This window comes from Streptomyces sp. NPDC007945 (assembly GCF_042958885.1).
Taxonomy (GTDB): domain Bacteria; phylum Actinomycetota; class Actinomycetes; order Streptomycetales; family Streptomycetaceae; genus Streptomyces.
This window is the reverse complement of record NZ_JBIBJV010000008.1, coordinates 217,896-235,445: the sequence shown is the minus strand read 5'-3', so window position 1 is coordinate 235,445 and position 17,550 is coordinate 217,896. Positions and strand designations below refer to the sequence as shown.

The 17,550-nt window shown below is 73.6% G+C and carries 12 protein-coding genes; 5 read left to right on the top strand and 7 right to left on the bottom strand.

The window, feature by feature from the left end; all coding sequences use genetic code 11:
- Positions 1-272 precede the first annotated feature (272 nt).
- Positions 273-632, top strand: coding sequence for a VOC family protein (locus ACFZCF_RS25170; protein WP_388448961.1), 360 nt, complete (start codon positions 273-275; stop codon positions 630-632).
- A 96-nt stretch (positions 633-728) separates the two neighbouring features.
- The gene (locus ACFZCF_RS25165) at positions 729-2,258 is read left to right on the top strand and encodes a UDP-N-acetylglucosamine 1-carboxyvinyltransferase (protein ID WP_360604969.1); all 1,530 of its coding nucleotides are present in this window, start codon (positions 729-731) and stop codon (positions 2,256-2,258) included.
- 55 nt (positions 2,259-2,313) lie between these two features.
- Here the strand turns inward: ACFZCF_RS25165 and ACFZCF_RS25160 are convergent, their stop codons facing one another.
- Positions 2,314-3,867 carry an MFS transporter gene (locus tag ACFZCF_RS25160; RefSeq protein ID WP_388448963.1) on the bottom strand — a complete coding sequence of 518 codons (1,554 nt, stop codon included), beginning with the start codon at positions 3,865-3,867 and terminating at the stop codon, positions 2,314-2,316.
- A gap of 277 nt (positions 3,868-4,144) precedes the next feature.
- Here ACFZCF_RS25160 and ACFZCF_RS25155 point away from each other — a divergent pair, with 277 nt between their 5' ends.
- The 3 genes from ACFZCF_RS25155 to ACFZCF_RS25145 all read left to right on the top strand — a co-directional run bounded on the left by ACFZCF_RS25155 (position 4,145) and on the right by ACFZCF_RS25145 (position 7,518).
- The gene (locus tag ACFZCF_RS25155) at positions 4,145-5,860 is read left to right on the top strand and encodes an AMP-binding protein (protein WP_391288935.1); all 1,716 of its coding nucleotides are present in this window, start codon (positions 4,145-4,147) and stop codon (positions 5,858-5,860) included.
- A gap of 132 nt (positions 5,861-5,992) precedes the next feature.
- On the top strand, positions 5,993-6,814 hold the full coding sequence (locus ACFZCF_RS25150) for a PaaX family transcriptional regulator C-terminal domain-containing protein (RefSeq protein WP_391288932.1): 822 nt from the start codon (positions 5,993-5,995) through the stop codon (positions 6,812-6,814).
- Between the two features lie 236 nt (positions 6,815-7,050).
- Entirely contained in the window at positions 7,051-7,518 is a 468-nt protein-coding gene (locus ACFZCF_RS25145) for an ATP-binding protein (RefSeq protein WP_388448969.1), read from the top strand.
- Here ACFZCF_RS25145 and ACFZCF_RS25140 read toward each other — a convergent pair.
- From ACFZCF_RS25140 to mmuM, 6 genes are all read right to left on the bottom strand, one after another.
- Positions 7,472-8,905: an amino acid permease gene (locus ACFZCF_RS25140; protein WP_391288930.1), complete on the bottom strand. Its 1,434-nt coding sequence runs from the start codon at positions 8,903-8,905 to the stop codon at positions 7,472-7,474. The genes ACFZCF_RS25145 and ACFZCF_RS25140 overlap by 47 nt on opposite strands.
- A gap of 255 nt (positions 8,906-9,160) precedes the next feature.
- Positions 9,161-10,174, bottom strand: a complete 1,014-nt coding sequence (gene argF, locus ACFZCF_RS25135) for an ornithine carbamoyltransferase (protein WP_391288928.1) — start codon at positions 10,172-10,174, stop codon at positions 9,161-9,163.
- 160 nt (positions 10,175-10,334) lie between these two features.
- Positions 10,335-11,567, bottom strand: coding sequence for an arginine deiminase (locus tag ACFZCF_RS25130; protein ID WP_388448973.1), 1,233 nt, complete (start codon positions 11,565-11,567; stop codon positions 10,335-10,337).
- Between the two features lie 769 nt (positions 11,568-12,336).
- Positions 12,337-14,886, bottom strand: coding sequence for a polynucleotide kinase-phosphatase (locus ACFZCF_RS25125; protein ID WP_391288927.1), 2,550 nt, complete (start codon positions 14,884-14,886; stop codon positions 12,337-12,339).
- Complete coding sequence (locus ACFZCF_RS25120) at positions 14,883-16,373, bottom strand: 3' terminal RNA ribose 2'-O-methyltransferase Hen1 (RefSeq protein WP_391288926.1); 1,491 nt, start codon at positions 16,371-16,373, stop codon at positions 14,883-14,885. Before ACFZCF_RS25120 ends, ACFZCF_RS25125 begins: the two co-directional genes overlap by 4 nt.
- 24 nt (positions 16,374-16,397) lie before the next feature.
- A complete protein-coding gene (gene mmuM / locus ACFZCF_RS25115) occupies positions 16,398-17,411 on the bottom strand; it encodes a homocysteine S-methyltransferase (RefSeq protein WP_391288924.1) in 1,014 nt (337 codons plus the stop codon).
- Between the last annotated feature and the right edge of the window lie 139 nt (positions 17,412-17,550).

Here is a 17,550-nt window from a genome sequence, read left to right as displayed (position 1 = left end):
TCAATGTGCGCGTACTACCGTCATGCTGCCGCCACGGCATCTCGCCGATCCGCTAAGGTAAGGCTAAGTTAGGTAACCCTTACCGAGGAGGCGGCCGCAGTGCGCCGTCAGCAGTTATCTCGATGTCGAGATAACTCTAGTGCATCCTCGGCCTTCGGTCATGCCCGGACCGCCTCCGATCTCGCGTGGCGCTCGACACCGGAACGAGACCGTCCCACCCGTCCGGACGCGCACGCCTTGCCGGGCCCCCCGGCCGCGCCGACGATCGGCACATGTTCAGCGGCGCGCACATCACCCTCTACAGCCGGGACGCGGAGGCCGACCGGGCCTTCCTGAAGGACGTCCTCGGCTTCCCGCACGTGGACGCGGGGCGGGGGTGGCTGATCTTCCGGCTGCCGCCCGCCGAGATCGCGGTCCACCCCACCGAGGAGGGCGGGAGCCGGTCCGAGGTCTACCTGATGTGCGAGGACCTCAGCCGCACCCTCGCCGACCTGGACGACAAGGGCGTCGAGATCTCACGGGCCGTCACCGACGAGCAGTGGGGGCGGGTCGCGGCGGTACGGCTCCCCAGCGGCACCGAGCTGCCGCTCTACGAGCCCCGGCACCCCACCGCTCTCGGCCATCCCGGCTGACACTGATCCGACATATGGCCACATACGTAACGACACGTCACTCGAATGCCGCACCTCAATGATCGCCCCATCTCATATCTGAGATAACGTGACGCCATGGCAGACGACTACCTCGTACGCATCGGCAAGCTCATCCGTGACGCACGGCAGCACCGCGGCTGGACCCAGACGCAGCTCGCCGAAGCCCTGGCCACCAGTCAGAGCGCCGTCAACCGGATCGAACGCGGCAACCAGAACATCAGCCTTGAGATGATCGCCCGCATCGGCGAGGCGCTCGACAGCGAGATCGTGTCCCTGGGCTACGCCGGCCCCATGCACCTCCGCGTCGTCGGCCGCCGCCGGCTCTCCGGCTCCATCGACGTCAAGACCAGCAAGAACGCCTGCGTCGCGCTGCTCTGCGCCACCCTCCTCAACAAGGGCCGCACGGTGCTGCGCCGGGTGGCGCGCATCGAGGAGGTCTTCCGCCTCCTCGAGGTCCTCAACTCCATCGGCGTCCGCACCCGCTGGATCAACGACGGCGTGGACCTGGAGATCGTGCCGCCGGCCGAGCTGGACATGGAGTCCATCGACGCCGAGGCCGCCATCCGCACCCGCTCCATCATCATGTTCCTCGGCCCGCTGCTGCACCGCCTGGACCGCTTCAAGCTGCCCTACGCCGGCGGCTGCGACCTCGGCACGCGCACGATCGAGCCGCACATGATCGCGCTGCGCCGCTTCGGCCTGGACATCACCGCCACCGAGGGCCTCTACCACGCGCAGGTCGAGCGGGCCGTCTCCCCCGACCGCCCGATCGTCCTGACCGAGCGCGGCGACACCGTCACCGAGAACGCGCTCCTCGCCGCCGCCCGCCACGACGGCGTCACCGTCATCCGCAACGCCTCCTCCAACTACATGGTCCAGGACCTCTGCTTCTTCCTGGAGGCCCTCGGCGTCCGGGTCGACGGCGTCGGCACCACCACCCTGACCGTTCACGGCGTCCCGGAGATCGACGTCGACGTCGACTACTCCCCCTCCGAGGACCCGGTCGAGGCGATGAGCCTCCTCGCCGCCGCCGTCGTCACCGAGTCCGAGCTGACGATCCGCCGGGTCCCGATCGAGTTCCTGGAGATCGAGCTCGCGGTCCTGGAGGAGATGGGCCTCGACCACGACCGCTCCGCCGAGTACCCCGCCGACAACGGCCGCACCCGCCTGGTCGACCTCACGGTCCGCCCCTCCAAGCTGGAGGCGCCGATCGACAAGATCCACCCGATGCCCTTCCCGGGCCTCAACATCGACAACGTCCCCTTCTTCGCGGCCATCGCGGCCACCGCCCAGGGGCAGACGCTCATCCACGACTGGGTCTACGACAACCGCGCCATCTACCTCACCGACCTCAACCGCCTCGGCGGCCGCCTCCAGCTCCTGGACCCCCACCGCGTCCTGGTCGAGGGCCCCACCCGCTGGCGCGCCGCCGAGATGATGTGCCCGCCCGCCCTCCGCCCGGCCGTGGTCGTCCTCCTCGCGATGATGGCCGCCGAGGGCACCTCAGTCCTGCGGAACGTGTACGTCATCAACCGCGGCTACGAGGACCTGGCGGAGCGCCTGAACTCGATCGGGGCGCAGATCGAGATCTTCAGGGACATCTGAGCGTCCGCCCCCGAAGACCGTTCGAGCGGGCCTGAGGTCGCCGCGTGCGGCGGCCTCAGGCGCCCGGCATCATCCCGCCGCCCTTGAGGCGTTCTATGTCGGAGGGGCGGACCTGTATGACGAAGAGGGCGATGAGGAGGGCGACCACGGCGAAGACGGCGGCGACGATGAAGCCCGCGGCGACGCCGGAGGTCAGGACCTGGTCGGCCCATGGGGGCGGGAGCTGGCCGGTCTCGGCGAAGCGGGCCTTCTCCAGGGGGCCGGCCTGGGCCAGGAAGGCGGGGACCTGTTCGTCGGCCTCGGAGCGGCTGGCGGTGCCGAAGACGGTCACCAGGATGGAGAGGCCGAGGGAACCGCCGACCTGCTGGGTGGCGTTGAGGAGCCCTGAGGCGGCGCCGGTCTCGGCGGGCCTGACGTTGGAGAGCGCCATCAGGGTCAGCGAGACGAACATGAAGCCCATGCCGGCGCTGAAGACGAGCATCGGTCCGAGGATCGAGCCCGCATAGGTGGAGTGGACGTCCGTCAGGGTCAGCCAGGAGAGGCCCACCGCCAGGCAGAGGGCGCCCATCACCATGAAGGGCTTCGGGCCGTACTTCGGGAGGAACTGGGACGTGAGTCCGGCGATCACCGCGATCACGGCGCTCACCGGCAGGAAGGCGAGGCCCGCCTCCAGCGGACTGAAGTCGAGGACCTGCTGCACGAAGAGGGTCAGGAAGAAGAACATCCCGAAGATCGCCGCCGCCAGGCAGAGCATCATGCCGTAGGTGCCCGCCCGGTTGCGGTCGGCGAACATGTGCAGCGGGGTGATCGGCTGCCGGCTCCGGCGCTCCACCAGGATGAACACGGCGAGCAGCACGACGGCGGCGCAGAACGAGGCGATCGTCCAGGGATCGCTCCAGCCCTCCTGGGCCGCGCGGATGAAGCCGTACACCAGCGCCACCATGCCGAGCGTCGACGTCAGCGCGCCCGCGACGTCGAAGTGGCCGGGAAGGCGTGCGGACTCCCGCACGTGACGGGGTGTCAGGAGCGCGATCATGAGGGCGATCGGCACGTTCACGAAGAAGATCCAGCGCCAGTCGAGCCATTCGACGAGCACGCCGCCCGCCAGCAGGCCGATCGCTCCGCCGGCCGCCGACACACCCGCGAACACGCCGAAGGCCCGGTTCCGTTCGGGGCCTTCCTCGAAGGTGGTGGTGATGAGCGAGAGCGAGGTCGGGGAGGCGATCGCGCCGCCGATGCCCTGGAGGGCGCGGGCGGCCAGGAGTTGCCAGCCCTCCTGCGCGAATCCGGCGAGCAGGGAGGCGAATCCGAAGAGCAGCACGCCGAAGATGAAGACGCGGCGCCTGCCGAGGATGTCGCCGATCCGGCCGCCGAGCAGCAGCAGGCCTCCGAAGGTCAGCGTGTAGGCGTTGACCACCCAGGACAGGCTGGTGGTCGAGAAGGCCAGATCGCTCTGGATGTGCGGAAGCGCGATGTTGACGATGGTGATGTCGAGCACGACCATCAGCTGGCAGGAGGCGATGACGAACAGGGCGATGCCCTTGCCGTCGCCCGCGCTGGTGGGGGTGGGGTCCACCGCCGGTGTCTTCGGCTTCGGTGTGCTAGTCATGGTCGTTCATGGGCGTCGCGCCCTCACCGCAGGAGCCGTGGGCCGGTCGGTCCACCTTTCGACCCTAAGCCCGCCCCTCCGACCCGACCAGTCGATCAAGCGCCCATGGCGGCCGCCCAGTTCGGGCCGGTGGCGCGAGACGCGCGGTATCGGGTGAGAATGCGGGCATGTGGGCCCTCTCCGACGCCTCCGGGCGTTCCGGTCGCCGCCACCCCCGCTGTCGCGGACCGGTGACTGCCGCCACCTCCACGGTACGCCGCTGCGAGGGATCGCGGCCGTGGAGCTGACGCCCTCCGGGCACGCCGACGGCTTCGCCCGCGACCGGCTCCCGCCCACCGCCCAGTGGCCGCGGCTGCTCTTCGAGCTGCCCGGCCTCGACTACCCCGAACGGCTCAACTGCGCCGCGGAACTCGTCGACGGCACCGCCGAGCGGTTCGGTGCCGGACGGCCCGCCCTCCGCGACGGGGAGGGCGGGACGTGGAGTTACGGCGCGCTGCGCGAGCGCGTCGACCGGATCGTCCGGGTGCTCACCGGCGAGCTGGGCCTGAAGCCCGGCAACCGGGTGCTGCTGCGCGGGCCCACAACCCCCTGGCTCGCCGCCTGCTGGCTCGCCGTCGTGAAGGCGGGCGGCATCGCCGTCACCGTCCCGGCGCAGCAGCGGGCCGCCGAGCTGGCCTTCGCCGCCGGGACGGCGGCCTGCTCGCTCGCCCTGTGCGACGCGGGTGCCCTCGACGAGCTGCTGGCCGCCGGCGTCCCGGGCCTCCTGGTCGTCCCGTACGGCGGCGACGGTCCCGACGACCTCCTTGCCCGCGCCGCGCGCCAGGCGCCCGGCCCCGTGCCGGCTGCCGACACCGCCGCCGACGACGTGGCCCTGATCGCCTTCACCTCCGGCACCACCGGCCGCCCCAAGGGCTGCGTCCACTTCCACCGGGACGTCCTCGCCGCCGCCGACACCTTCTCCGCGCGGGTCCTGCGGCCCCGCCCCGACGACGTCTTCGCCGGCTCCCCGCAGCTCGCCTTCACCTTCGGCCTCGGCGGGCTGCTGGTCTTCCCGCTGCGGGCCGGTGCCTGCACCGTGCTCCTGGACCGGGCCGGGCCCCAGCAGCTGCTCGCCGCGATCGGCCGGCACCGGGTCTCCGTGCTCTTCACCGCGCCCACCGCCTACCGGGCGATGCTCGGCCTCCTCGACGCCGGCTCGACCGCCGACCTGTCCTCGCTGCGCCGCTGCGTCTCGGCCGGCGAGCACCTGCCCGACGCCGTCTGGACCGCCTGGTACGCCAGGACGGGGCTGCGGCTCATCAACGGTCTCGGCACCACCGAGCTGCTCCACATCGTCCTCGCCGCCGCCGACGCCGACAGCGGCCCCGGCACCACCGGCCGGCCGGTGCCCGGCTGGCGGGCCGCCGTCCTCGGCCCCGACGGCCGGCCCGTCCCCGACGGCCACGAGGGGCTGCTCGCCGTGCGCGGCCCGGTCGGCTGCCGCTACCTCGCCGACCCCCATCAGACGGAGTACGTGCGCGACGGCTGGAACCTCACCGGCGACCGGTACGTCCGCGAGCCCGACGGCCGCTTCCGGTACGTCTCGCGCGCTGACGACATGATCATCTCGGCCGGGTACACCATCGCCGGCCCCCAGGTGGAGGAGGTGCTCCTCGGCCATCCGGACGTCGTCGAGACCGCGGTCGTGGGCCGCCCCGACGCGCTGCGCGGGCAGGTCGTCGTCGCCTACGCGGTGGTACGGGACGGGGTGCCGCGCGACGCGGCCACCGCCGCCGCGCTGCGCGCCTTCGTACGCGCCCGCCTCGCCCCGTACAAGACGCCCCGCGCGGTCGTCTTCGTGGACGCCCTGCCCCGCACGGCCACCGGCAAGCTCCAACGCCACCGACTGCGCGACCGGCCGGAGCCGGAGGGGCGGCGGGGAGGGGAGCCGGAAGGGCGACGGGGGCCGGAGGGTCGGCACGAACCAGAGCCGGAGGGTGCGGCGGGGACGTGAGCTGGAAAGGCGGAGCGAGCCGGAGCCGGAGGGGCGGCGGGGAGGGGGGTCGGAAGAGCGGCTACAGCCGGAGCCGGAAGCCGGCGACAGCCGGAGCCGCCGTGTCCGGGCTCCACGGCCTAAAATGATCACGTGGCCGAGCAGCACACCCCCCGTTCCCTGATCGTCTCCCTCTACGGCGCCTACGGACGGCCGGCGGAGGAGACGCCGATGCCGGTGGCCGCGCTGATCCGGCTGCTCGCGGTGGTCGGCGTGGACGCGCCCTCGGTGCGCTCCTCGGTGTCCCGGCTCAAGCGGCGCGGACTGCTGCTGTCCCGCCGGACCCCCGACGGCGCGGCCGGATACGCGCTCTCCGACGACGCCCGCAGGCTCCTGGAGGACGGCGACCGGCGGATCTACGCCCGGACGGAGCCCTCCCTCGACGACGGCTGGGTCCTCGCCGTCTTCTCCGTCCCCGAGCAGGAGCGGCACAAGCGCCACCTGCTGCGCTCCCGGCTCGGCCGGCTGGGCTTCGGCACGGCGGCCCCCGGCGTCTGGATCGCCCCGGGCAGGCTGTACGAGGAGACCCGCAACGCCCTGGAGCGGCTCGGCCTCTCCTCGTACGTGGACTTCTTCCGCGGCGACCACCTCGGCTACACGGCGACGGCGGAGGCGGTGGCCCGCTGGTGGGACCTGCCGGCTATCGCGCGGCTGCACGAGGAGTTCCTCGCCGGGCACGAGCCGGTCCTCGCCGCCTGGCGGGAGAGGCCGGGCACGGAGGAGGACGCCTACCGGGACTACCTGCTCACCCTCGACTCCTGGCGCCGGCTGCCCTACGCGGACCCGGTTCTGCCGCCCGAGCTGCTGCCCGCCGACTGGCCGGGGCGCCGGTCGGCGGAGGTCTTCGCCGCGCTGCACGCGCTGCTGTGGGAGCGCGGCGCGGAGTACGTACGGGCGGTGGAGAAGGACCTCTAGGGGCCCCAGAATCCCGTGCGGGCGACTCCCAAGGCCCGTGCGGGCGTGTCGCCCAAGGTCCCGTACCGGCGGCGCGCAAGGTCCTGCGCCGGTGGGTCCTGGGTCCCGTCGGGTCGGGAGGGGGGTCTCTGTGGCCGGAAACCGACCCCTTATAAGGTTGAAACCCGGATGTCCCGGTCGTCCCGGCGCGTCCTCCGCCGCCTTCCCGCCATCCCCGGCAAAGGGAGCCCGTCCCCATGCCCGCACCCCCCTGCCCACCCGGGACCGCCTGGAGCGTCCGGCTGCCGCGCACCACCGCCGCGGTCCCCGTCGCGCGCGCCCTGGTCCGTACCGCCCTCGACGCGACGGATCCCGGCGCGGCCTGGCGGCCGGACCGCGACACCGCGGAGCTGCTCACCGCCGAGCTGGTCGCCAACGCCGTCGAGCACACCTCGGGCGAGGGCCCGATCGAGCTGTTCGTGGAGCTGCACGCCGCGCCGGGCGGCTGTCAGATCGAGGTGCACGACCCCGATCCGGCCGCCCCCGGTCGGCTGGAGTGCCCGGAACCGGACGCCGAGGTCGACCCCTGGCAGGAGCACGGCCGGGGGCTGCTGCTGATCCGGGCGCTCAGCAGCGACTGCGGCCACCGTCCGACCCCGCGCGGCAAGGCGGTCTGGTTCACGCTCCCCCGGGTGCCCGCCCAGCGGCCCCGTCCGCGGCCGTGAGCGCCAGTCGGGAGTGGCGGCGCCCGTAGACCGCGTACAGCACGGCACCGACGACGAGGAAGCAGGCGAAGACCAGCCAGGTCCGCCAGCCGGTCCCCCAGATGAGGTAGAGGCAGAAGCCGATGCCGAGGACGGGGCTCACCGGGTAGAGCGGCACCTTGAAGGAGCGGCCGAGGCCGGGCTCGCGGCGGCGCAGCACCATCACGGCGAGGTTGACCACGGCCATGACGGCGAGGGTGCCGATGGTGGTGAGGTCGACGACCACGTCGAGCGGGGCGAAGGCGGCCGGGACGGCGAAGACGGCGGCGACGATCCAGGTGTTGGCGACGGGCGTGGCGGTCTTCGGGGAGACCCGTTCGAGGATCCGGGGCATCAGGCCGTCGCGGGCCATCGCCATGAGGACGCGGGTCTGGCCGTACATCACGGCGAGGACGACGGAGGCGATGGCGACGACCGCGCCGAAGGCGATGACGCCGCCGCCGACGGAGGAGCCGGTGACCCGGTCGACGACGAGGGAGAGCGCGGCGGGCTTCCCGGCGACGTCGTCGGCGCCGAGCGCGCCGATCGCGGCGAGGGCGACGGCGCAGTAGAGCACGGTGACGAGGCCGATGCAGACGAGGATCGCGAGCGGGATGTTCCGCCGCGGGTTCTTCACCTCCTCGCCGGCGGTGGTGATGGCGTCGAAGCCGATGTACGAGAAGAAGGCGACCGAGGCGCCGGCGGTGACGCCGGCCATGCCCTCGGTGGCGAAGGGCGAGAGGTTCCCGGCCTCGAAGGCGGAGAAGCCGATCGCGCAGAAGACGACCAGGATGCCGATCTTGAGGATCGACATGGCGGCGGTGGCGCGGGCGCTCTCGCGGACGCCCCGGACGAGGAGCGTCGCGGCCATCAGGATGACGACGACGGCCGGAAGGTTGACCACGCCTCCCTCGGCGGGGCCGGCCGCGAGCGCGTCGGGGAGGCGCAGTCCGGTGACGCTGTGGAGGAGTTCGTCGAGGTACTGGCTCCAGCCGACGGCCACCGCGGAGACGGACACGCCGTACTCCAGGAGCAGGCACCAGCCGACGAGGAACGCGGCCCGCTCGCCGAGGCTCGCGTAGGCGAAGGAGTAGGAGGAGCCGGAGACCGGGATCGCGCCGCCGAGCTCCGCGAAGGAGAAGGCGGTGAAGACGCAGGTGATCGCGGCGAGGACGAAGGAGACGACGACCGCGGGGCCGGCCTCGGCGACGCTGTCGGCCAGGCCGACGAAGATGCCGGTGCCGACGATCGCCCCGACGCCGAAGCACACGAGCTGGAAAAGCCCCATGGTGCGCTTGAGGCCGTGGCCTTCGAGGTCTCCGCCGGATTCGGCGATCAGCTGCTGGGGGGATTTGATCCGCGAGGGCATGCGGGCTTTCTCATCTCTGGTCTTGCACGTCTTGCACGAGCCCGTCTTGCACGAGCCCGTCTTGCACGAGCCGGTCTTGCACGAGCCGGTCTTGCGCGAGCTGGTCCCGCGCGAGCCGGTCCCGCAGGAGCTGGTCCTGCACGAGCCGGTCCGCGCGGGGTTTGTGGGGGGCGCGGGGAGGTGGCGGTACGGGGGGACATGCGTCAGGGGGGTCCCGGCATCGCTGCCCGGACCCCCCTGACGTCTCGTGCGATCCTATGCCCCCGCGGGACCCGCCAGGGTCGCGACGAGGACGGCCTTGATCGTGTGGAGCCGGTTCTCGGCCTCGTCGAAGACGACCGAGTGCGCCGACTCGAAGACCTCGTCGGTGACCTCCAGCTCGGTCAGGCCGTGCCGGTCGTGGATCTCGCGGGCGACCTTCGTGCCCAGGTCGTGGTAGGCGGGCAGGCAGTGCATGAACTTGACGTCCGGGTTCCCGGTGGCGCGCAGCACGTCCATGGTGACGGCGTACGGGGCGAGGGCGGTGATCCGCTCGTCCCACACCTCCTTGGGCTCGCCCATGGAGACCCACACGTCGGTGACCACGAAGTCGGCGCCCCGGACGCCGTCGGCGACGGAGTCCGTGAGGGTGAGGGTGGCGCCGCTCTCCTCGGCCAGCTTCCGGGCGGCGGTGACGACCTCCTCGGCCGGCCAGTACGCCTCGGGGGCGACGATCCGCACGTCCATGCCGAGCAGGGCGCCGGTGACGAGGTAGGAGTTGCCCATGTTGAAGCGGGCGTCGCCGAGGTAGGCGAAGGAGATGCCGTCGAGGGGCTTGTCGCTGTGCTCGGTCATGGTGAGCACGTCGGCGAGCATCTGGGTGGGGTGCCAGTCGTCGGTGAGTCCGTTGAGGACGGGGACGCCGGCGAAGGCGGCCAGCTCCTCCACGGTGGCCTGGCTGTCGCCCCGGTACTCGATGCCGTCGAACATCCGGCCGAGGACCCGGGCGGTGTCCTTCACCGACTCCTTGTGCCCCATCTGGGAGCCGGAGGGGTCGAGGTAGGTGGTGGAGGCACCCTGGTCTGCGGCGGCGACCTCGAAGGCGCAGCGGGTGCGGGTGGAGGTCTTCTCGAAGATCAGGGCGATGTTCCGGCCGAGCAGCCGCTGCACCTCGGTGCCCGCCTTCTTGGCCGCCTTCAGCTCGGCGGCGAGGGCGATCAGGCCGCGGAACTCCTCGGCGGTGAAGTCCAGCTCCTTGAGGAAGTGGCGGCCGGAGAGGTCAAGGGCCATGACGGGCGCTCCTGGGGTGGGAGGGGCGGATACGGTCGGGACGGATCCTGCGGGACGATGGAAGTCTATACATAGATAGGCATGTCTATACAGTCCCGGGGTGGGCGGGCCCGACGGGGGTCCCGCCCGACGAAGGTCCCGCCCGGTGCCGTGCGGCCCCTCACACGGCGTCCCGCTCCACGGGGCAGCTCATGCAGCGCGGGCCGCCCCTCCCCCGGCCCAGCTCGCTCCCCGGGATCTCGATGACCTCGATGCCCTGCTTCCGCAGATGCGTGTTGGTCGTCACGTTCCGCTCGTACGCCACCACCACCCCCGGCTCCACCGCCAGCACGTTGCAGCCGTCGTCCCACTGCTCCCGCTCCGCCGCGTGCACGTCCTGCGTCGCCGTCAGCACCCGCACGTCCTGGAGGCCGAGGGCCGCCGCGATCGCGCTGTGCATGTGCTCCGGTGGATGGTCCGTCACGCGCAGCGCCCGGCCCTCGTCGCCGGGCTCGATCGTGTACGAGCGCAGCATCCCGAGCCCGGCGTACTGGGTGAAGGTGTCCCCGTCCACCATCGTCATCACCGTGTCCAGGTGCATGAACGCCCGCCGCTTCGGCATGTCGAGCGCCACGATCGTCCGCGCCGAACCCGCCGCGAACAGCCCCCGGGCCAGCATCTCCACCGCCTGCGGGGTGGTCCGCTCGCTCATCCCGATCAGCACCGCGCCGTTGCCGATCACGAGCACGTCGCCGCCCTCGATGGTCGACGGGTAGTCGGCCTGCCCCTCGGACCAGTGGTGGAACGGTCCGGCCTCCGGGCCGGTGAAGAGCGGATGGTGCTTGTAGATCGCCTCGAAGTGCACCGTCTCGCGCTGCCGCGCCGGCCACTTCATCGCATTGATCGACACCCCGTCGTAGATCCACGCCGAGGTGTCCCGGGTGAAGAGGTGGTTCGGCAGCGGGCGGAGCACGAAGTCGTCGAGTTCGAGGGCGTGGAAGCGGATCGACGTCGGCTCCCGGTGCGCCGCCAGGAACTCGCGCTTCGTCATCCCGCCCACCAGCGCCTCCGCCAGCGCGGCGGTCTCCAGCGAGTCGAAGGCGGCCCGCAGGTGGTCGGCGGCGAGCGGGCCGTACTCCTTCTCGTCGAAGACCCGGTCGAGGACGAGCGACCGGGCCGCCGGCACGTCGAGCGCCTCCGTCAGCAGGTCGCCGAAGAGGTGCACCTCGACGCCCCGGTCGCGCAGCACGTCCGCGAAGCCGTCGTGCTCCTGCCGGGCCCGCCGCACCCACAGCACGTCGTCGAAGAGGAGGGCGTCCTTGTTGGACGGGGTCAGCCGCTTCAGCTCCAGATCGGGGCGGTGGAGGATCACGCGGCGGAGCCGGCCGGTCTCTGAGTCGACATGGAATCCCATGCGCCCATCCTGGCGGAGCGGACGGCCGTACGCGTGGGAAGCGCACCCCCGAATTCCCCGCCGGTGAAACCTTTCCCCCGGGCCCTGCCCGTCCCGTGCCCGGCTGGTGCCCGGCCCGCGCCCGCCAGGCCCGGCCGACCGGGCGTACCGCGTGGGGTGGGGCGCGGGCCGGGGCGGGGCGCCGGCTTGGGGCGGGGGCCGGGGCGGTACGGGGCCGGGGGCGCGGGCCGGGGGCAGGGGGCTGAGGCAGGGGTCCGATGCCTGGGGCGGGGCCGGGGCGGGGCCCGGGGCCCGGGGTCGGGGGCGGGGCCCGGGGTCGGGGCGGGGCCCGGGGTCGGGGCGGGAGCCCGAGCCGGGGCCGAGCCCGAGGCCGAGCCCGAGGCCGGAACCGGAGCCGGGGCCGGGGCCGGGGCCGGGCTGGGCTGGGCCGAGCTGAGCCGGGGCCGGGGCCGAGGCCGGAACCGGAACCGGAGCCGGGGCCGGGACGGGCCGAGCCGAGCCGGGACGGGCCGAGCCGAGCCGGGCCGAGCCCGAGGCCCGGGGCCCGAGCCCGGGCCGACGCCGGGGCCGAGCCCGGGGCCGTGGCCGAGCCCGGGGCCGTGGCCCAGGCCGCAACAGTGGCGGGGACCGTAATCAAGGCCCGAAACCGGGGCCCGCGACCATGACCGGGCCCGAGGCCCGAGCCCGGTGGCCGGGGCCCAGGCCCGCGCCCGCGACCGCGACCGAGGCAGGGGCCGAAGCCGAACCCGCCGCCTCGGTTCGGGGTCGGCTACAGCCTCGGGTCGACAGGTTCCGATTCGAGGGCGAGGACTGCGAAGACCGCCTCGTGGACGCGCCACAGCGGCTCCCCGGCCGCGAGGCGGTCCAGGGCCTCCAGGCCGAGCGCGTACTCGCGGAGCGCGAGCGAGCGCTTGTGTCCGAGGTGGCGCTGCCGGAGCCGCTCCAGGTTCTCCGGGCGGGTGTACTCGGGGCCGTACACGATCCGCAGGTACTCACGGCCGCGTACCTTCACGCCCGGCTGCAGCGGGCGGCCCGAGGCGTCGCGGACCAGCGCCGCGAGCGGCTTGACGACCATGCCCTCGCCGCCGGCGCCGGTCAGCTCCAGCCACCAGTCGGTGCCCGCGCGGACGGACGCCTCGTCGCCGGTGTCGACGACGATCCGCCGCGTCACCTGGAGCAGCCCCGTCGGATCGTGCTCGACGAGCCGGTCCAGCCATCCGAGCTGGACGTCGTGCGGCACGTCCGCGAGCGACCGCCCGCGGACCGCGAGCAGCTGGAAGGGCGCGAACCGCACCCCGTCCAGGCCCTCCGTCGGCCAGCAGTACCGCCGGTACGCCTCGGTGAACGCGCCCGCGTCCGCCGCCCGGTCCCGCTGCGCGGCGAGCAGCCCGTCCAGGCCCTCGACGCCCCGCGCGACCGCCGTCTCCAACGCCCGTACGGCCTCCGGGAGGACCGCCCCCGAGGCGGCGCCGACCGCCGCGTACTGGTGCCGCAGCAGTCCGCCGGACTTCAGCGACCACGGCATCAGCTCGCCGTCGAGCAGCAGCCAGTCCGTGTCGAGCTCCTCCCAGAGCCCGGCCGCGCCGATCGCCGTCCGCAGCCGCGCGAGGACCTCCTCGGTCGCGGCCCCGTCGTCGAAGAACGGCCGGCCGGTACGGGTGTGCAGCGCACCCGTCGGACCGTCCACGCCGAACCGCTCGCGGGCCGCCTCCGCGTCCCGGCAGACCAGTGCCACCGCCCGCGAACCCATGTGCTTCTCCTCGCACACGACCCGCTCGACCCCGTCCGCCCGGTACTGGGTGAACGCCTCCGCCGGATGCTCCAGGAAGCCCTCCGCCTTCGCGGTCGGCGTCGGCGCCATCGTCGGCGGCAGGTACGCGAGGAGCCGCGGGTCGACCGCGAAGCGGCTCATGACCTCCAGGGCCGCCGCCGCGTTCTCCTCCCGCACCGCCACGTTCCCCAGGTGCCGGGTCTCCACCGTCCGCCGCCCGTGGACGTCGGCGAGGTCGAGCGGCCGGCCCTCGTGCCCGCCGGGCGCCTCCGACGCCAGCGGCCGGGCCGGCTCGTACCAGACCCGCTCGGCCGGCACGTCGACGAGCTCGCGCTCCGGCCAGCGCAGCGCGGTCATCCGCCCGCCGAACACGGCACCGGTGTCCAGGCAGATCGTGTTGTTCACCCAGGACGTCGTCGGCACCGGCGTGTGGCCGTACACGACCGTCGCCCGGCCCCGGTAGTCCTCCGCCCACGGGTAGCGCACCGGCAGCCCGAACTCGTCGGTCTCGCCGGTGGTGTCGCCGTACAGCGCGTGCGAGCGGACCCGGCCCGAGGTGCGGCCGTGGTACTTCTCCGGCAGACCGGCGTGGCAGACCACGAGGTTCCCGCCGTCGAGGACGTAGTGGGAGACGAGTCCGTCGATGAACTCCCGCACCCGCTGCCGGAACTCCTCCGGCTCGCGCTCCAGCTGCTCCACCGTCTTCGCGAGGCCGTGGGTCTGCTGGACCTTCTTGCCCTTGAGCCAGCGGCCCAGCTTGTTCTCGTGGTTCCCGGGCACGCAGAGCGCGTTCCCGGCCGCCACCATGTCCATCACCCGGCGCAGCACGCCCGGCGAGTCCGGGCCCCGGTCGACGAGGTCGCCGACGAAGACGGCCGTGCGGCCCTCCGGGTGCGCCCCGTCGACGTAGCCGAGCCGGGCGAGCAGCGTCTCCAGCTCGCTCCGGCAGCCGTGGACGTCACCGATGATGTCGAACGGGCCGGTCAGGTGTCGCAGGTCGTTGAACCGGCGCTCCAGCCGGACCTCTGCGGCCTCCACCTCGGCGACCGAACGGAGCACGTGGACCTTGCGGAACCCCTCCCGCTCCAGGCCCTTCAGGCCGCGGTGCAGCTCGCGCCGGTGGCGGGGGATCACGTGGTCGGGCATCCCGGCCCGGTCGGCCCGCAGCGCGTTGCGCTCCCGGCAGACGGACTCCGGCAGGTCGAGCACGATCGCGATCGGCAGCACGTCGTGCTCCCGGGCGAGGCTCACCAGCTGCCGGCGCGCCTCGCGCTGCACGTTGGTCGCGTCGACGACGGTCAGCCGGCCGGCCGCGAGCCGCTTGCCGACGATGTAGTGGAGGACGTCGAAGGCGTCCCTCGACGCCGACTGGTCGTTCTCGTCGTCCGCGACGAGCCCCCGGCAGAAGTCCGAGGAGATCACCTCGGTGGGCTTGAAGTGGCGTCGCGCGAAGGACGACTTGCCGGAGCCGGTGGCGCCGACGAGCACGACGAGCGAGAGGTCGGTGACGGGCAGCACCCGGCGCTCCTCGGTGGTGGTCACGGTCATGCCCGGTCCTCCTCCTGCTTCGTCGTCCTCGGTTCGTCCTCTCCCCCGGAACGGGTGAAGACGGCCATCTGCGTGGGCGCGCCGACCTCGGGGTCGTCCGCGCCGACGGGCGTGAACTCCACGGTGTAGCCGTGCCTCCCGGCCACCGCGTCCGCCCACTCCCCGAACTCGGCCCGGGTCCACTCGAACCGGTGGTCCCCGTGCCGGACGTGCCCGGCGGGCAGCGTCTCCCAGCGCACGTTGTACTCGACGTTCGGCGTCGTCACGACGACCGTGCGCGGCCGGGCCGCGCCGAACACCGCGTACTCCAGGGCCGGGAGCCGGGGCAGGTCCACGTGCTCGACGACCTCGCTGAGCACGGCCGCGTCATAGCCGCCGAGCCGCTTGTCGGTGTACGCGAGCGAGCCCTGGAGCAGCTTGACCCGGGCGGCCTGCCGCTCGCCCATCCGGTCCAGGCGGAGCCGGCGCGCGGCGACGGTCAGCGCCCGCATGGACACGTCCACGCCGACGATCTCCGTGAACCGCGCGTCCTTGAGCAGCGCCTGCACCAACTGGCCCTGGCCGCAGCCCAGATCGAGGACCCGGGTGGCGCCTGCGGCCCGCAGGGCGGCCAGGATCGCCGCCCGCCGGTGCTCGGCGAGCGGCACCGGCCGCTCCTCCGTGTCGCCGGCCTCGTCCACGGCGTTGTCGACGTCCTCGACGTCGAGCCCGTCGGCCTCGGCGAGCCGGACCAGTTCGAGCCGCTCCGACGCCTCGCGGGCGAGGCCGCGGCGGCGCGACAGATAGCGGGTGGTGATCAGCTCGCGCCGGGGGTGCGTCGCCAGCCAGCCCTCGCCGGCCCGCAGCAGCTTGTCGACCTCGTCGGGCGCCACCCAGTAGTGCTTGGCGTCGTCGAGCACCGGCAGCAGCACGTACAGCTGGTTCAGCGCGTCCGCGAGCCGCAGCCCCTCGCCCTCCAGGACGAGCCGCACGTACCGCGAGTCCCCCCATTCGGGGAACTCCGCGTCCAGCGCGACCGGTTCGGTGTCCACCGTCGTCCAACCGAGCGGCCCGAACAGCTCCCGTACGAGCTCCGCGCCGCCGCGCGCCGGCAGCACCGGCACCTCGATCCGCAGCGGCAGCGGCTCCGCCGCCCGCTCCGGCAGGGCCCGGCACTGGCCGTGCAGCGCCGTCTTGAAGACCTGCGCCAGCGCGACCGCGAGCAGCGAGGACGCGGCGTACGGCCGGTCGTTCACGTACTGCGCGAGCGCCGCGTCGGGCGCGCCGCCCCGGCCCTTCCCCTTGCCCCGGCGCACCAGCGCCACGGGGTCCACCTCCAGGAGCAGGGCCGCGGTGCACCGCTCCGCGGTGGCCTCGGGATAGAGCACGTGCGCGGTGCCGTGCGAGGTCGAGAACGCCTGCGCCCGCTCGGGATGCTTGTGCAGCAGAAATCCGAGATCGGTCGCGGGTCGCTCCGGGGTGCCGGTCGTACTGATCGTCAGGAACACGCGTCCGAGTATGGGCGCCGCTCCTCACCCCCCACCAGGCATTTTCCTTCCCTCCCTTCCGACACTTCGCTTCCTTCGCTCGCTTGCCTCTCTGCCCTCGCTTCCCTCGGGTGCCGTCGCCGCCGCGGTGCCGAGGGCCGAGGCGACGGCGGCGACGGTCTCCGGCCCGACGCGGCAGCAGCCGCCGATCAGCCGGGCCCCGGCGGCGGCCCACTCCGCGGCGAGCTCCGGGGCGGCCGCCGGACCGTACCTTGAGGCCCCGCGCCAGCCCCGGGCCTCCGCGTCCCACCGCTCCCCGCTGTTCGGGTAGACGACGGCGGGGCGGCCGGTCACGGCGACGGCCGTGGCCACGGCCTCGGCCGCCTCCGCCGGCTCGCAGCAGTTCACTCCGACGGCCGCCACCTGGTCGTTCCCCGCGGCGACCGCGAACGCCTCCGCCAACCCCTGACCGGCCCGGGTCCGCCCGCCGGCCACCGTGTACGACAGCCACACCGGCACCCCGCACCCCTCGGCCGCCCGCAGCAGCGCCTCGGCCTCGACGGCGTCCGGCACCGTCTCCAGGGCCAGCACGTCCGGCCCCGCCGCCGCCAGCGCCTCCACCCGGGGCCGGTGGAAGGCCGCGAGCCGCCGGACCGACAGCCCGTACCGCCCCCGGTACTCGCTCCCGTCGGCGAGCATCGCCCCGTACGGCCCGACGGAGGCCGCCACCCAGGCCTTCCCCTCCCCTGCGCCACGGGCCAGCGCCACGCTCCGCCGCAGCAGCTCCGCCGTCTCCCGCCGCCCGAGCCCCCGACGCGCGAAGCCCTCGAAGGTCGCCTGGTAACTGGCGGTGATCAGCACCTGGGCCCCGGCCCGGACGTAGGCGGTGTGGGCCGCCGCGATCTGCTCCGGCGCGTCGGCGAGCAGCCGCGCCGTCCAGAGCGCGTCCGACAACGCGCACCCCTGCGCCTCCAACTGATGGGAGAGCCCCCCGTCGAGCACCAGCACCCCACCGGCGAGCGCCTCGCCGAACGCCCGGGGCCCGGTCCCGACGGGCACCGGGCCGCGGGTCCGGTCGGGGGTTCCGTCCGGGATCCCGGCGGGATTCCGGTCGGGAGATCCGGCGGGGGTCCCGTCAGGGGATCCGGCGGAAGTCCGGGCCGGGGCCCCGGTTGGGGCGTGGCCAGGGATGCGGTCA

Bases quoted from the DNA above. Each gene is read 5' to 3' on its own strand.
- ACFZCF_RS25160 (WP_388448963.1), bottom strand. From the start codon at position 3,867: ATGACTAGCACACCGAAGCCGAAGACACCGGCGGTGGACCCCACCCCC.
- ACFZCF_RS25170 (WP_388448961.1), top strand. From the start codon at position 273: ATGTTCAGCGGCGCGCACATCACCCTCTACAGCCGGGACGCGGAGGCC.
- ACFZCF_RS25125 (WP_391288927.1), bottom strand. From the start codon at position 14,886: ATGACCGTGACCACCACCGAGGAGCGCCGGGTGCTGCCCGTCACCGAC.
- ACFZCF_RS25145 (WP_388448969.1), top strand. From the start codon at position 7,051: ATGCCCGCACCCCCCTGCCCACCCGGGACCGCCTGGAGCGTCCGGCTG.
- ACFZCF_RS25165 (WP_360604969.1), top strand. From the start codon at position 729: ATGGCAGACGACTACCTCGTACGCATCGGCAAGCTCATCCGTGACGCA.
- ACFZCF_RS25130 (WP_388448973.1), bottom strand. From the start codon at position 11,567: ATGGGATTCCATGTCGACTCAGAGACCGGCCGGCTCCGCCGCGTGATC.
- argF (WP_391288928.1), bottom strand. From the start codon at position 10,174: ATGGCCCTTGACCTCTCCGGCCGCCACTTCCTCAAGGAGCTGGACTTC.
- ACFZCF_RS25140 (WP_391288930.1), bottom strand. From the start codon at position 8,905: ATGCCCTCGCGGATCAAATCCCCCCAGCAGCTGATCGCCGAATCCGGC.